The sequence below is a fragment of the Rhodohalobacter mucosus genome (genome assembly GCF_003150675.1).
GTDB lineage: Bacteria > Bacteroidota > Rhodothermia > Balneolales > Balneolaceae > Rhodohalobacter > Rhodohalobacter mucosus.
Window position 1 is genome coordinate 62,217 of the sequence record NZ_QGGB01000010.1, and the last position, 14,207, is coordinate 76,423.

General features: G+C 48.4%; 13 protein-coding genes. 7 read left to right on the forward strand and 6 right to left on the reverse strand.

What is annotated here, in order from left to right; translation table 11 throughout:
- Positions 1-141 precede the first annotated feature (141 nt).
- The 3 genes from DDZ15_RS14505 to DDZ15_RS14515 are packed head-to-tail and all read left to right on the forward strand — an operon-like array spanning position 142 to position 3,177.
- Positions 142-1,299: a M20/M25/M40 family metallo-hydrolase gene (locus DDZ15_RS14505; protein WP_109647843.1), complete on the forward strand. Its 1,158-nt coding sequence runs from the start codon at positions 142-144 to the stop codon at positions 1,297-1,299.
- A complete protein-coding gene (locus DDZ15_RS14510) occupies positions 1,292-2,263 on the forward strand; it encodes a glucosyl-3-phosphoglycerate synthase (protein ID WP_109648026.1) in 972 nt (323 codons plus the stop codon). The genes DDZ15_RS14505 and DDZ15_RS14510 overlap by 8 nt, the downstream gene beginning before the upstream one ends.
- Positions 2,260-3,177: an HAD family hydrolase gene (locus DDZ15_RS14515; RefSeq protein WP_109647844.1), complete on the forward strand. Its 918-nt coding sequence runs from the start codon at positions 2,260-2,262 to the stop codon at positions 3,175-3,177. Before DDZ15_RS14510 ends, DDZ15_RS14515 begins: the two co-directional genes overlap by 4 nt.
- Here DDZ15_RS14515 and DDZ15_RS14520 read toward each other — a convergent pair.
- Entirely contained in the window at positions 3,174-4,502 is a 1,329-nt protein-coding gene (locus DDZ15_RS14520) for an APC family permease (RefSeq protein ID WP_109648027.1), read from the reverse strand. The two genes, DDZ15_RS14515 and DDZ15_RS14520, sit on opposite strands and share 4 nt — an antisense overlap.
- Positions 4,503-4,685: 183 nt before the next feature.
- The gene (locus DDZ15_RS14525) at positions 4,686-6,434 is read right to left on the reverse strand and encodes a sugar phosphorylase (RefSeq protein WP_109647845.1); all 1,749 of its coding nucleotides are present in this window, start codon (positions 6,432-6,434) and stop codon (positions 4,686-4,688) included.
- A gap of 157 nt (positions 6,435-6,591) precedes the next feature.
- On the opposite strand from DDZ15_RS14525, the gene DDZ15_RS14530 reads away from it, so the two are divergent.
- The 3 genes from DDZ15_RS14530 to DDZ15_RS14540 are packed head-to-tail and all read left to right on the forward strand — an operon-like array spanning position 6,592 to position 9,095.
- Positions 6,592-7,887 carry a sigma-54 interaction domain-containing protein gene (locus tag DDZ15_RS14530; protein ID WP_109647846.1) on the forward strand — a complete coding sequence of 432 codons (1,296 nt, stop codon included), beginning with the start codon at positions 6,592-6,594 and terminating at the stop codon, positions 7,885-7,887.
- A gap of 16 nt (positions 7,888-7,903) precedes the next feature.
- On the forward strand, positions 7,904-8,401 hold the full coding sequence (gene lptE / locus DDZ15_RS14535) for an LPS assembly lipoprotein LptE (RefSeq protein ID WP_242979059.1): 498 nt from the start codon (positions 7,904-7,906) through the stop codon (positions 8,399-8,401).
- A gap of 28 nt (positions 8,402-8,429) precedes the next feature.
- Positions 8,430-9,095, forward strand: coding sequence for a hypothetical protein (locus DDZ15_RS14540; protein ID WP_109647848.1), 666 nt, complete (start codon positions 8,430-8,432; stop codon positions 9,093-9,095).
- Between the two features lie 153 nt (positions 9,096-9,248).
- Here DDZ15_RS14540 and DDZ15_RS14545 read toward each other — a convergent pair whose 3' ends face one another.
- From DDZ15_RS14545 to DDZ15_RS14560, 4 genes are all read right to left on the reverse strand, one after another.
- Positions 9,249-9,929: an MBL fold metallo-hydrolase gene (locus DDZ15_RS14545; RefSeq protein WP_242979060.1), complete on the reverse strand. Its 681-nt coding sequence runs from the start codon at positions 9,927-9,929 to the stop codon at positions 9,249-9,251.
- Between the two features lie 29 nt (positions 9,930-9,958).
- Complete coding sequence (rpmE, locus tag DDZ15_RS14550) at positions 9,959-10,171, reverse strand: 50S ribosomal protein L31 (protein ID WP_109647849.1); 213 nt, start codon at positions 10,169-10,171, stop codon at positions 9,959-9,961.
- Between the two features lie 132 nt (positions 10,172-10,303).
- Positions 10,304-12,814 (reverse strand): acyl-CoA dehydrogenase, encoded by a 2,511-nt coding sequence (locus DDZ15_RS14555; protein ID WP_109647850.1) that lies wholly within the window; start codon positions 12,812-12,814, stop codon positions 10,304-10,306.
- Positions 12,815-12,826: 12 nt separating this feature from the next.
- Positions 12,827-13,414 (reverse strand): TetR/AcrR family transcriptional regulator, encoded by a 588-nt coding sequence (locus tag DDZ15_RS14560; RefSeq protein ID WP_109647851.1) that lies wholly within the window; start codon positions 13,412-13,414, stop codon positions 12,827-12,829.
- Between the two features lie 163 nt (positions 13,415-13,577).
- On the opposite strand from DDZ15_RS14560, the gene DDZ15_RS16760 reads away from it, so the two are divergent.
- Positions 13,578-13,940: a hypothetical protein gene (locus DDZ15_RS16760; protein ID WP_158278724.1), complete on the forward strand. Its 363-nt coding sequence runs from the start codon at positions 13,578-13,580 to the stop codon at positions 13,938-13,940.
- The last annotated feature ends 267 nt before the right edge of the window (positions 13,941-14,207 follow it).

Here is a 14,207-nt window from a genome sequence, read left to right on the forward strand (position 1 = left end):
GAAAGGTTACCAAATAATATCCAAAATTTATATTCGAAGAGGCTCTACCAAAGAAGCGCTTTCACATGTTTTCCTGAATGATGTCCCAAAATTTAGCATTTTATATGTCTAAAGAGACGTCTCACTTATTAATCAATCATCATGAAAAACAACCAACTGCTTAAAAAGCTTCCCGACCTGGAGGAGAGGCTAAAGGGGTTTAAAGAAGTGATTCTGGCCAATCTGGTGATGCTGGGGGAAATTGCAGCACCCACTTTTGAAGAAGCCGACCGAATAGAATTTTTACTTAACCGTTTCAATGAGGCCGATCTTACCGAGTCGTCGATCGATGACGGCGGTAACGGCATCGGTTTTCTGGAGGGTAAAAACGGAGATCAGGGAATTTTAATCAATGCACACGCCGATACGGTTTTTTCATCCAAAACCGATCATACGATGCAGGTACTGGGTGATCGCATAAGCGGTCCCGGAGTAGCTGACAACAGTCTCGGAATGGCGATTCTTGCAACCCTTCCCTACATATTAAGCGAGCTCGAGATAGAGCTGAACCACGATCTGATTTTGCTTGGCGGTACAAAAAGCCTGGGCCGGGGTGACCTGCAGGGAATCCGCTTTTTCCTGAACAATCACAACTTCAACCTTTCACATGCACTCTGTATTGAGGGTGTTGAACTGGGGCGGCTTAGCTATACCTCTATCGGCATGCTACGGGGAGAAATTACCTGCAAGGTTCCTGAAAGCTACGACTGGTCGCGCTTCGGTGATGCAAGTGCAATTCTGACTCTTAACGAAGTAATCAATAAAATTAATGATATCCGCCTTCCGAAACGGCCGCGAACCAGTATTGTGATGGGCTCCATTAATGGCGGAACTTCATTCAATACCATCGCCAAAGACGCTACGCTGCGATTCGAGGTTCGGTCCGAATCGCAGGACGTTGTGCATTCAACAGGGCAAACTATCGAAGACATCGTTATGGAGGTATCTTCCAAAACCGGTGACGAAGTGGAACTGGATATTTTTGCGCGCAGGAAACCGGGCGGTATTCCGTATGCACACCCTCTTAACAAGTGCGCACGCGACGTCATGAAAACACTGGATATTGAACCCAGGCTGGCACCCAGTATATCTGAACTTGCCGCTCTGATAGACAAAAAAATCCCGGCCCTTACTCTGGGCATCACAACCGGCGACAACATGCAGAAAACCAATGAAACCATCTGGATTGAGCCGATATTTAAAGGTCTGGCCCAGCTAATCGGAATTTTAATTGCAATTGACGGAGGGCGCTGTGAATAATCTTCAGGAATGGATTGACAAAAATACGTACCACCACTCCCAGTTTTGGGACCTTAAAAAACTGGTTGAAACCAAGGAAAAGCTGGGGCTGACCATCTCACTCTGCCTGCCCACACTGAACGAAGAGAAAACCGTAGGTAAGGAGATTATCGTTTTTAAATCGGAACTGATGAACCGCTACCCGCTGATTGATGAAATTGCGGTGATCGACTCGGGTTCGGAAGACAATACGCTTGAAGTGGCAAGGAGCTATGGCGCCGATACCTATCTGTCAGCTGATATTCTTCCCAATCTTGAGCCGAAAATGGGTAAGGGTGAAAACCTGTGGAAAGCCATCTATCAGCTCACCGGCGACATTATTGTATATGTGGATGCAGACATCAGCAATATCCACCCTCGATTCGTGTATGGACTGGTGGCTCCGCTGATTTATCGTGAAGAGGTTAAATATGTGAAAGCTTTTTATGACCGGCCGCTTGCCATTTCAGGCAGCGTAAGAGCTTCGGGAGGCGGACGCGTTACCGAAATTCTTGTCAGGCCGCTTTTTTCACTCTTCTTTCCGGAACTGACTACCATTATTCAACCACTTTCGGGAGAGTATGCCGTTCGACGTGAGGTGCTTGAACAGATTGCATTTCCCATCGGGTTCGGTGTGGAAACTTCACATCTGATCGATGTACACCATAAATTCGGGCTTGAAGCATTCGCGCAGACCGATCTGGACAAGCGAGTTCACGAAAATAAGCCGACTATATCTCTCGGCAAGATGTCGTTCGGCATCCTGCAGACCTTTATCAAGCGCGCCAAAGCCCTTGGAATTCTGGAAAAAGCAGATCATGAAACGATTATGCGCCAGTTTCAGGTCACCAAAGATCACTATGAGCAGAATCTGATTGAGATCGTTGAAGAGGAGCGTCCGCCCATGATTGAAATTGAGGAGTACCGAAAAAAATTCAAAAAATGAGTGAAACGGGTCCTGTTGATCAAGAGCTGAAACAGCGGTTTCGGAAACTGTCATCACCCATGGATGCGATCCCGACAGATACCGAATCCAGTCTGCAAAAACTAAGCGGAATACGCTTTGTTATGTACGATTTTTACGGTACGCTGTTTTTATCGGGTGTAGGTGATATCGGTATTGACGACGGCACATCCGACGCAGCGCTTATGAACGATGCTCTCGAGGGTGCCGGTATATCACTCAGAGATAAAAAAGCAGGTGAAAGGTCCCTATATCTGTACAATAGTGTGGTCGATGATGCTGTCAACCGCCTCAGACAAGAGGGTATTCAGACTCCTGAACCCGATATTCGTGAGATTTGGAGTACGGTTCTGGAACACCTGGTGTCCGAAAACCTGGTCGGCCCGATTGAAACTGCAGAGGCTGAAACGGCCATACGCATCTCCGTGGAATTTGAAGCGCGGATGAACCCGGTATGGCCGGTTGATGATGCAGCAGCAACCTTAAGGCACCTGAAAGAGCGCGGACTTCGACAGGGAATCATTTCCAACTCCCAGTTTTACACACCACTTGTTCTTGAGGCACTGATGGGAAAATCAATGACTGAACTGGGATTTGACCGCCGGCTTCTGCACTGGTCATTCAAAGAAAAAATGAAAAAGCCGGATATCGAATTTTACAGAAGATTTCTGGACAAAATGACCGCTGCCTTTCCGGAATCCCTGCCCAACGAAGTGCTCTATGTCGGAAACGACATGCTCAAGGATATCTGGCCGGCCGCATCGCTCGGCATGAAAACCGCTTTGTTTGCAGGTGACAGCCGATCCCTGAAGTGGCGGAAAGAGGATGACCGCTGCAAAGATCTGGAACCGGATGTAATCATAACCAACTTCAGTCAGCTGCACGGTGTGGTTTAATTCTGATCAGACTGACCTGAACCGGTGCCGTTCTGTTTCCGTGCAAAAAAGTAGAGGCCTGTACCGATTACAATAAAGAGTGCGGTGAGCCAGATCGAATGAAAACTCACCTGAAGCATAAGCCAGATACATGCCAGAATTCCCAACACCGGAATGAGCAGACCTCCTTTTAATCGAAATCCACTCCCCTCAAATACAGGCCGCAGCACCGGTACGGCACCGCATGTAATGATGTAAAGAAATAGCCTGGAAAGAACCGTCATAGCAGCGAGGAATGTAAACGAACCCAGCGCGGCTCCGATAAAGGCAAACACACCATAAAAAAGAATTGAGTTTGCAGGTGTGAGCCATCCCGGATGAACCTTGCCAAACCATTTTGGAAGCCAGCCCTCCAGAGCCATGGCGTAGGTAAGACGCGGCGCAGAGAAGAGGGATCCAATCAGGTTGCCTGTTACGGATGTAACCACTCCAATCATCAGAATCACGGCTCCCGCAGCTCCGAAAAGCACTGCAGACGCATCGAGCAGCGGTGAAGAAGACGATGCGAGATCACTGACAGCTGACTCTGCGGTAAGCTGTATGAGCATGTAAAGCACCACAGTTGCGCCCAAACCGTAAAGCAGCGCCAAAGGCATATCCCGCTCCGGACGCCGGGTCTCTCCTGCCGGTACCACAGCGCCTTCAAATCCCACAAAAGCGTAAATCAGAAGAAGGGCCGCTGCCCCGAGATCACTGACAGGCGGCACAGTGGTCGTAAAAGAGGGCAGCATTTCCGTTCCGAGAAGAGCCAGGCCGCCAAAAACAAGAAAGATGAGCACTGAAAATTTCAAAACAGTAAACAGTGCAAGCGAACGTATAGACTCCAGCGAACCCAGCATATTTATCAGGGTCAGTCCACCGATGATCACCGCAAGCGAAATTATTCTGCCGGCACCCTCGGCGGCCGGCTCCAGAAAATATCCGATACTGTCGACAAGCAATACGGAATTTGCCGCAAATGAAATGAGACGTGCCACATAAAACAGCCATCCCGCCTGAAAACCTATAAACGGTCCAAAAGCTTCACTTCCATACCGTATCGGCCCGCCCGTTCCACGGAAATAACTTCCCAGCTCGGCAAAACAGAGAATCACAGGAAGCATAAGCAGTGCGCAGAGTGCGTAAATCCATATGCTGTACTCTCCTGCAAGCGCATATGCACCGCTCGGAAGGCCAAAAATTCCTGCGCCCACAAATCCATTAACAACCAACAGCCAAAGGCCCCACAAACCCAGATTTCGGGGCAGTTTCTCGCTTTTATTCTTTATCAGAGGTGCTTTTTTCAACGTGGTACAAGAATATTCAATTTGTGAGTGGCCCGGCTTCTGCAGCCGCAATATAAAGGAATCCGGCCTGATCAGGGAAAAGAGTGGTCAAAATTATGATAAACTCCCGCCCTATTAAACTATCCATTCTCCTTTGTTCTGTTCATCCGGTTCATTGCACTTCCCTTTTGCCCATTCCGGGCGTTACACCTTAATCCACAACACCGTAAAGGAGCTGACCGTGAGAGTGCCATCTTTCAGCACTTCCTTGCCTGAAATGATATCACTGTAGGATTGATCGGGACGTAATGGCAAATCGGGACTTTCCGCTTCAATCTGGACCTCATCACCGGTTACGTTTGCCACAACCAGAACGCGTTCCGTCTCTTCCGGGTCCCATCTTTCGAAACAGAAAAGCGATGGGTCCACCTGATGAACCTTCTGCCCGCCAAAAGGGTGAAAAGCCGGGTGGTGCCATCTTTTTGATATCATATCGGTCATGCGGCCAAAAATACGGCTGGTGGTACTATCGGGATCCGTAAGCTCGTCCATCAGCTCCTCGTAATACCATTTTTTCCGGTTGATGGATCGATAGCGGCCGGTTAAGGCTACACCCTGCACATTGTTTCGTGTAGCAGTAAGGTTATGGAAGTAAATACCGGGTACTCCCTGAAGGCTCATAGCGATAATCTGTGAACAGATGTACTTCTTCTCCTGCCTTATATCAGATCCATTCCCGTCACCGAACGCGTCAAAATAGGTTATATTCAACTCGTAGGGACTCAGGGATCCGTCCTGATTCATCTTTTCGGATACAAAACCGCCTTTTTTTCGAATTTCATTAATTAAAAGATCAAACTCCTCAGCGGGTACCAATCCTTCCAGAGGCCTTACTCCAATACCGTCATGAGAGGCAGTAAAATTAAAATAGGTGCAGTTTTCGGGCAAGGGTTCCAGTGAGAGTGCCCATTCTGTGAGATAATGTGCATTTTCACTCATTAGTGCGTGCAGCAACAAAGGCGGCAGGCTAAACTGATACACCATGTGCGCCTCATCTCCATCGCCAAAGTAGCTGATGTTCTCTTTATGTGGCACGTTTGTTTCTGTGATGAGTGTAGTTTGAGGCGCATAGCTATCGACTATCGTCCGGAAGAGTTTTACGATCTCATGGGTTTCATCCAGGTGGATGCAGGACGTACCGATCTCTTTCCAGATAAATGCGACCGCATCAAGCCTGACAACGGAGATTCCCTTACTGAGATAGAAAAGAAAGATGTCGATGTATTGAAACAGGACTTCGGGATTAGCAAAGTTCACATCCACCTGATCATCGCTGAATGTGCACCAGACAAATTTTTCGCCCTCTTCGGTGTGAACCGGCGTGAGAAGAGGTGAACTGCGCGGCCGAACCACACTCGAAAGGTCCGTGGATGGGTCCACTTCAATAAAATAGTCGGTATAGGGCTCCTCCTTATTCAGGTACCCCTGGAACCAGCGGCTGTAACGTGACGTGTGATTCATAACGAGATCGGCCATCAGCCGAAAATCGCCGCTCATCTTCTCAATATCATCCCATCCACCGAGACGTGCATCCACACGTTTATAATTCACAACGGAGAAACCGTCATCTGAAGAGCTTGGGAAAAAGGGCAGGATATGCACATTATCAATCAACCCCTTGAGTTTACGCTTCAAAAAATGGTGCTGTTTCGACAATTTGGAAACAGCTTCTCCCCTTTCGGGCTGAACCATGTCGCCGTATGTGATCAGGATCTGGTCCTGGTGGGTCCACACATCGTCAAATGATACTTTTTCCACCGGTTCCAGACCGTATGTATCCATTAATTTGCCTGTCTCTTCAATCAGCAATTCCGGATCCATGTCCGGATAGATAATATTGAAGTGCTTGCGAAATTTCTTCTGAAGAATTTCGGGGATCTTTGAGCTGCTCATAGATGATTTTTTTTATATCTCAGTTAACAAACGATCTTTTAGGCAAAATGTAAAGGGATTTTGAAGCAGCAGGAAAAAATGATCGTCAATCGATAAAAGCTTTCTATGGCAAGAATTGAATCTTTCTTACCTTTAAGATTCAAGAAAAACGAATACTATGGACAGGGAAGCACTACAGGAACGGTACGGAATCACCGGTGAGTCGGCAGCCATTCGTCAGGTTGTGGATAAAATCATGCAGGTTGCGGGCACCGATATCACTGTTTTGCTGCAGGGCGAGAGCGGAGTTGGAAAGGATGTTACAGCCCGTGCCATCCACGCACTCAGCAACAGAAAAAGAAATAACCTGGTGATAGTGAACTGTGGTGCCATTCCGGAAGGTATCATCGAAAGTGAGCTTTTCGGGCATGAAAAGGGATCTTTTACCGGCGCACATGAGTCGCGCAAAGGCTATTTTGAAAAAGCTGACGGTGGCACCATTTTCCTTGATGAAATTGGTGACACTCCCAAAAATATACAGGTTAAGCTGCTTCGCGTGCTTGAAAGCGGTGAGTTTTTCAGGGTTGGGTCAAGCAAGATGTACACGTGCGATGTCCGGGTGATTGCGGCAACCAATCAGGACCTGTGGGAGCTTGTCAGAGAGGGGAAATTCCGGGAAGATCTTTACTACCGCCTCGACACCGTTAAAATTAAGCTGCCCCCGCTTCGTGAAAGAAAAGAGGATATTATTCCCATTTTCAAAAAGTTTGTAAATGAGTTTTCCTCAAAATACGATTCTGTGTTCAAAGGTTTTTCTGATGAGGCCCGGGAACTGCTCACAAGCTATCGCTGGCCCGGAAACGTCCGGGAGTTACGCAATGTGGCAGAACAGCTTGTAGTACTCGAAAAATCGCAATTTGTTGATAAAGATACCCTTCAAAAATACCTTAAGGGGCGCCAGCACCTCGGGTCTGCCGATAATCTACCCGTTCTGTCACGTCCTGAAGAGTCCGGCGGATTCGAAGAGGAAAAACATACCACAGGTGCCGATTCCAGCCTCATTTATCGGGCACTACTGGAGATGAGAACTGATATCAGTGACCTGAAAAAGATGCTGGCGAATTTTCTATACTCCACTTTTTCCGATAAAAATATAAAAGCTTTGCCGTCTGCCGTTCCGCGGGATATTGATCCAAACGATATTTCAAGTCACCTTCGCGACCAGATGGAGAGCGAATCGCTCGGTATACGAACCTCAGACGAATCCGTTTTGACGGATGAGGATACGGAAGAGGCCAGTGACCTGGACGAATTTTTCAGCAGTGATGAAATCCCTTCAATAGAGGAGGCTGAAAAATTTCTGATACAGCAGGCCTTGAGGCGGTTTGAAGGCAACCGTCGGAAAGCATCCGAAGCCCTTGGTGTGAGTGAACGGACCCTTTACCGCAAACTGGATCAGTATGGCCTTCAATAGAAAATCATTTCTAACATTGGCTGTCATTTTCACAGCCCTGATAACAGCAGCTGCGGGATGCGTAAGGTACAGCTTCACGGGAACTTCCATACCTGCGGAGGTTCGAACTATCTATATTCCCTTTTTCCCTGACCAGTCTCAAAGCGGCCTCGGCGACCTGAGCGACCGTCTAAACCAGGCTCTTGTTCAGCGCTTTATCAATCAAAGCCGCCTGTCTCTTGAAAATGACCTGGAAAACGCCGATGCCTATATCGAGGGAGCCATTCAGAATTACGTTAACCGTCCCTTCAGCGTTGCCGGCAATGAACAGGCCAATCTGAATGAGGTACAGATCACGGTTCGTGCATTGTTTCAATATGCGGATGATGAGGAGCCTTTGTGGAATAAAAATTTCAGCGGAAATGCCACATACGATGTGCTTGACAATCCGGTGGACGGAGAAATTGAAGCGGCCCGGCAGGCCCTTGAGCAGATTGCAAACAATATGTTCAATGATGCAGTAAGCAATTGGTAACTTAATCACTCATTTCATACCATTGAGCATGCAGCTCGAAGTTCATCAGATACCAAAATCATTTCAGGGGTATATAGACCAGTTCGAGACCGATCCTTCCACGGCTCTTGAACGCCTCGAAAACCATATTGCACGCCGCAATACGGGAGCTGTGGGCTTTTTTTTCCTGGCCTGGCTTTATCACCGTCATGGTGAGAATAAAAAAGCCGTTCAGGCTGCCATGAAAGCCAAAATGCTTGCGCCCGGAAGCAATCTGATGGAACGGCTGCACTATCTTCTCTCACATCCACGCTCTTTCAATGCCTGGGAACCGCCAACCAAACAGGAACCTTTCCGCAAAGACAATCACAGCCATGACAGGGCACATCCTATTCAGGATCTGGATCTGCTGATAGCACGCCTCTCATCGGTAGACCGAAGCCGCATGAAACCTGACCTGAACCCTAAAAACGAAGAGACGGATTTGAGCGAGCTCAGCAGTCAGGTAGACGATATTGTTACTGAGACGCTCGCATTAATTCATGAAAGGCAGGAGAATTATCCTGCAGCAATTGAAACGTTAAAGAAACTGCGCTCATCTCATCCATCAAAAAAAGAACATTATGATGAGCAAATTTTCAGAGTTCAGCAGCTGGCTGAAAAGAGTGAAAAGGGGAAAGGCAAAAGTGAAAAGGGGAGTGAAGGGAGTGTTTAGTTTTTAGTGTTTAGTGGTTAGTTGGCAATTGCTTGTTGTTTGTAAGAAAAGGCCGTTGAATAATTCAATTTTATAAATCCTGAATCGACTGCCCACAACAAACCACCAACAACTAACAACCGTCAGCTGAGAGCTGACAGCTGACACCAATCCTTACTCTCCTTTCACAAACGCATTATTCTTTTTCTCATAACCGATGGTTGTGGCGGGTCCATGGCCGGGGAGCACTCGCGTAGAATCGGGCAGGGTGTAGAGTTTGTTGCGGATAGAGTCCGAAAGCAGATCAAAATCACCTTTATACAGGTCTGTGCGGCCGATACTTTCCCTGAAAAGGGCATCACCTGCAATAAGCAGATCTTCGGATGGGAAATAGATGGAAACATGATCGGGTGAATGACCGGGAGTGCAGATCACATCCATTGAAAAAGAACCGATAGTGAATCCCTCTTGCTCATCTAACGGTTCAGGTGTGAAATCAAAATCAGGAACGGAAAAACCAAAACGCCCGGCCTGGTCAGAAAAGTGGTTCCAAAGGTAAAGATCGGAATGGTTGAGATATACCGGGACTTTGTGATTCTTAAGTACTTTTTCAAGTCCAAGAACGTGGTCTACATGGGCGTGGGTCAGAATAACGGCTGTCAGTTTGTTCCCCGACTCGGCAAGATCGTCTTGAAAGACACTGTACTCGCGGGGCTGATAGAAACCGGGATCAATCAGCAGCGATGACCCTTGTTGAGAGATCAGGTAGGTGTTTTCGGCGAACGGCCCAACTGTGTAGAGTTCAATATCCACTATCTGTTTCCTCAAATAAAAAAAGGATGCAATGAGGTTCATTACATCCTTTCCAAAAAGTCTGTTTACGGTTACTTCTTACCGTAGCGCTTGTTGAAGCGGTCAATACGGTCAGCTTTCTTCTGCAGTTTTTGATCTTTGTTATAGAACGGATGGTTTTTAGAGTCTACCTCACTCTTGTAAACACCGTCTTTGGTCTGCATGGTGCTGCGTGTTTTTATCTCTGTTCCGTCACTCATCAGGACGGTTATTTCATTATATTCCGGGTGGATACCTTTCTTCATTTTTCCTGAATTTTTAGAATCGTCAATAGACTAGAAAAGATACGGGATCAGTATTTGTTTTGCAATCAATAAAAAAACCTGCAGCTCATGCTTGAGCCACAGGTTTGGATTGTTGGGATCAATCGATTTTTACTAACTCTTTTCATGAGCCAAAATGGACTTATCGTCCGGCTTTTCAAGCCCGGATGATACCGGAGCCGAAGCCCGTCCACTTTTGTATTCTTCCAACGTGAACTCATCAACCAATATTGCATCAAATCTGGCTTCTTCGGTTTTTCTGACCAGTTCTGCTTCTTCTTCTGTAATAATATCCTTTTCAAGTGCAGGATTGAGCTGTTTGAGAACATGATCTTTCGGAATTTCACGCGCCTTGGTAGCTTTGTAGAGTTTTTTGTAAACCGGGAATGACTCCTCGATTTGACTCATGGCATACTCATAGCGCCCGATCGCTTCCTCTTTACTATCAGGGACGTAAATTCCGTCCGTAATTCTGTCACGCGCTTCACCCCGCGACTGCATCGCCTGTGCAATCTGATGTCCCAGCTTATCAGACGGTTTGCGGCCAATCCGGTTCATTCTGGACCATATGCCTACCGGTCCGCGGAACAACCAGCTGAGACCGGGAACCGTAATTTCGGAATAGATCTCATCAAAAGCGTTCTGAATCCGGTAAAAAGCGTGCTGCATCGCCCACTCGAAGTAGGGCATATCCTCTTTCCGGCGGCCTTCCGCTTCAAACCGTCGGAGCGTGGCCGTTGCAAGCAGCATCCAGCTTAGAATATCGGCATACCTGCCGGCCAGTTTCTCCTTCATCTTGAGAGCTCCGCCGTACGATCCCAGCGCGATATCAGACATGAACGCAAACGATGCCGAAGCCCAGGCCAGCTTGCGATAGTATTTGGCAGCGGGCCCGCTTACGGGAGACCCGGACAGGCGTCCGCGGGTGATACTGAGCAGCAGTGCACGTATACTGTTCTGCACCACATGGCCCATATGTTTCCAGAATGCATTGTCAAAACCTTTTACATCCTTGTCCATTAAGGCGTTGATCTCCTTGAGCGCATAGGGATGGCTGCGGATAGCGCCCTGGCCAAAGATCATCAGCGTGCGGGTAAGTATATTGGCTCCCTCTACCGTGATCGCAATCGGCATGGCGATATATGAGTGCGCAAAGATATTCCGCGGTCCGCGTGAAATGCCGGCTCCGCCCACAATATCCATGGCGTCATTTACGATTTCCCGGCCAAGCTCAGTGAAATTATACTTGGCAATGGCCGTGACCACAGCCGGCTTGGCACCTTCATCCAGAGCACCGCAGATGTAGCCGCGAGCTGCATCCATCAGGTAGGTATAGCCTCCGATGCGTGCCATGGGTTCTTCAATTCCCTCAAAGCGGCCGATATTAAGCCCGAATTGCTTTCTGATGAGCGAGTAGGCACCGATTGCACGGGTAGCGGTTTTGGCACCCCCTATCGCCTGTGCGGGGAGTGAAATACCGCGTCCCACAGCCAGCGACTCCATCAGCATGCGCCAGCCGTTACCTGCGCCTTCTTCTCCCCCGATGATGGCGTCGATAGGAACCACCACATCCTCGCCGCGGGTCGGACAGTTGTAAAACGGCACGCCGAGCGGATCATGCCGCTTGCCCAGCTCCACACCTTCGGTATCCGACGGAATCAGGGCGCATGTAATTCCCAGCTCTGTTCCCTTTCCAAGAAGATTCTCCGGGTCATACATCTTAAAGGCTAGACCTATAACCGTGGAAATAGCTGCGAGTGTTATATACCGCTTATCCCAGTTCAGTTTAAGGTACAGATTTCCGTCATCGCCCTTGAAAACTTCTCCGGTTGACTGCATCGACCCCGCATCCGACCCTGCGTTGGGTTCGGTGAGCGCAAAACAGGGGATCTCCTCACCGGTGGCCAGGCGCGGAAGGTAGTGGTTCTTCTGTTCATCCGTGCCATAGTGCATCAGCAGCTCGGCCGGACCCAGGGAGTTCGGGACCATTACCGTAGTGGCGAGCGGTCCGCAACGCGAGGCCAGCTTGGCCACGATGGCACTGTGCGCATTGGCCGAAAAACCGTAACCGCCATATTTGTCGGGAATAATCAGTCCAAAAAACCGCTTGTCGCGCATGTATTGCCAGGTTGCATCATCAAATCCCTTGTTCTGGAATACTTCCCAATCGGAGACCATCGCACAGAGTTCTTCAACAGGACCATCCATGAACTCTTTCTCTTTGTCGGTCAGGTCGGGATATTTCTCCTTATTAAGGCGATTCAGGTCGGGTTTCCCCGAGAAAAGTTCTCCCTCAACCCAAACCGTACCGGCATCAATGGCCGTTTGTTCGGTCTCCGATATGGCCGGAAGAATGTTTAGTGCGTCCAGAAGCTTCATCAACGGACCTGACAAGACAGCTCTCCTGATCGGCTTTATGTTAAATACAACGGCCAACACAACAAATGTGATGACCAGCCAGGCCGGTGCGCTGAACCCGGCAAGGGCTATCAGCCCTGCCACAGCCCAAAGCCAGAGCGGTGCGCCGGCAAATCCAAAAACAAGGAATACAAGCACGATGCCGGCCCAGACTCCCCATGCTTCAAATTGATTTAAAAAACCAAACTGCTCCAAAAATGCTTCCATAATGACCTCCTGTTAAGCGGGTGTTCTCTGAATGATAAAACCATGTATGATTTGGTCGATCGCATGATCCAAAAAAGGCTGTTTTGGAATTCGCGTATCGAGACGTTTACTAAGTACAACGGAAACCACACCGTGAAGCTGAGCCCAGATGGTATATGCACTAATCATAGGGTCATCCACGTCGAGTACATGCTTCTCTATACCAGAACGAATGATGGATGCGATCATTTCATAAATATCCCGTACCTGCTGAAATTTCTCCCTTGGATATTTCGGCATCTCTTCCGGCCTCACCATATAGATAATTTCGTACTCCTGTGGGTTTTCCAGCGCATAATCCACGTATGTCCTGGTCAGTTTCTCCAGCTGCTTCACCGGGTCAGCGGACGGATCAATAGCACCTTTAAGTGCTGAAGTGAGACGTTCAATACTCTCCTCAACCAGCGCAAGCAGCAGTTCATCCTTGTTTTTAAAATAGAGATAGATGCTTGTTGCCGTTACACCGGCCCTGTTTGCAATCTTCCGCATGGAGAGTTTTGCGAACCCCTCCTTAAGAAGAAGTTCCTTGCTGACATCAATGATTTCACGCCTCAGCGACATATACAGATGGGTTAACAGTGTTAAGTAACGCTTTAATTTATCAAATTTGGGGTGAATGTCAATAGGGGGCAGGGCACAAGGTACAGGGTGCAGGGTGCTCGTCCCCTCTTGAGAGGGGACATGGTTAGATGAACGTGCAAAGCACGATTCAGATAACCAAGGGGTGTGTCTGACAGGCCTTGGCAGAAGGCTTCAGGCTTCAGGCTTCAGGCTTCAGGCTTCAGGCTTCAGGCTTCAGGCTTCAGGCTTCAGGCTTCAGGCTTCAGGCTTCAGGCTTCAGGCTTCAGGCTTCAGGCTTCAGGCTTCAACGGGCAACTTATGGAAAGTTCTGAAATCATACACCGAATATCTCCAATCGCATATCATTTCCTCCGTCTCATACAGGGGGAATGCCCCATCGGGATCCCTTCGGGAAATTCCCCGCTCGCATATGTCGACCTGCGGTCTTTATAAAGCTTTTCAGCAGTCAGCTATCAGCTATCAGCAGCCAGTATTTTTAATTTTCGATAAGGTACTTGAACATTGAGCGGTTGGTCAGTTGTATGATTGGATATTTCATCCCCTCCGTGGCAAACTACTCCGCGTTCTCTGCAACTCCGCGGTGAATCACTCCGTGGTGAATCACTCCACCGCATCCACATCCACGTTGATACGCACCGCGCACCCACGGGGAATGAATTCCCCGCTCGCGTGTGTCGACCTGCGGTCTTTTCGGGCTTACAGCAGTCAGCTATCAGCTATCAGCAGTCAACCTCAGTTATTTAGAAACTACACTTGATCATTAATCGGTTGG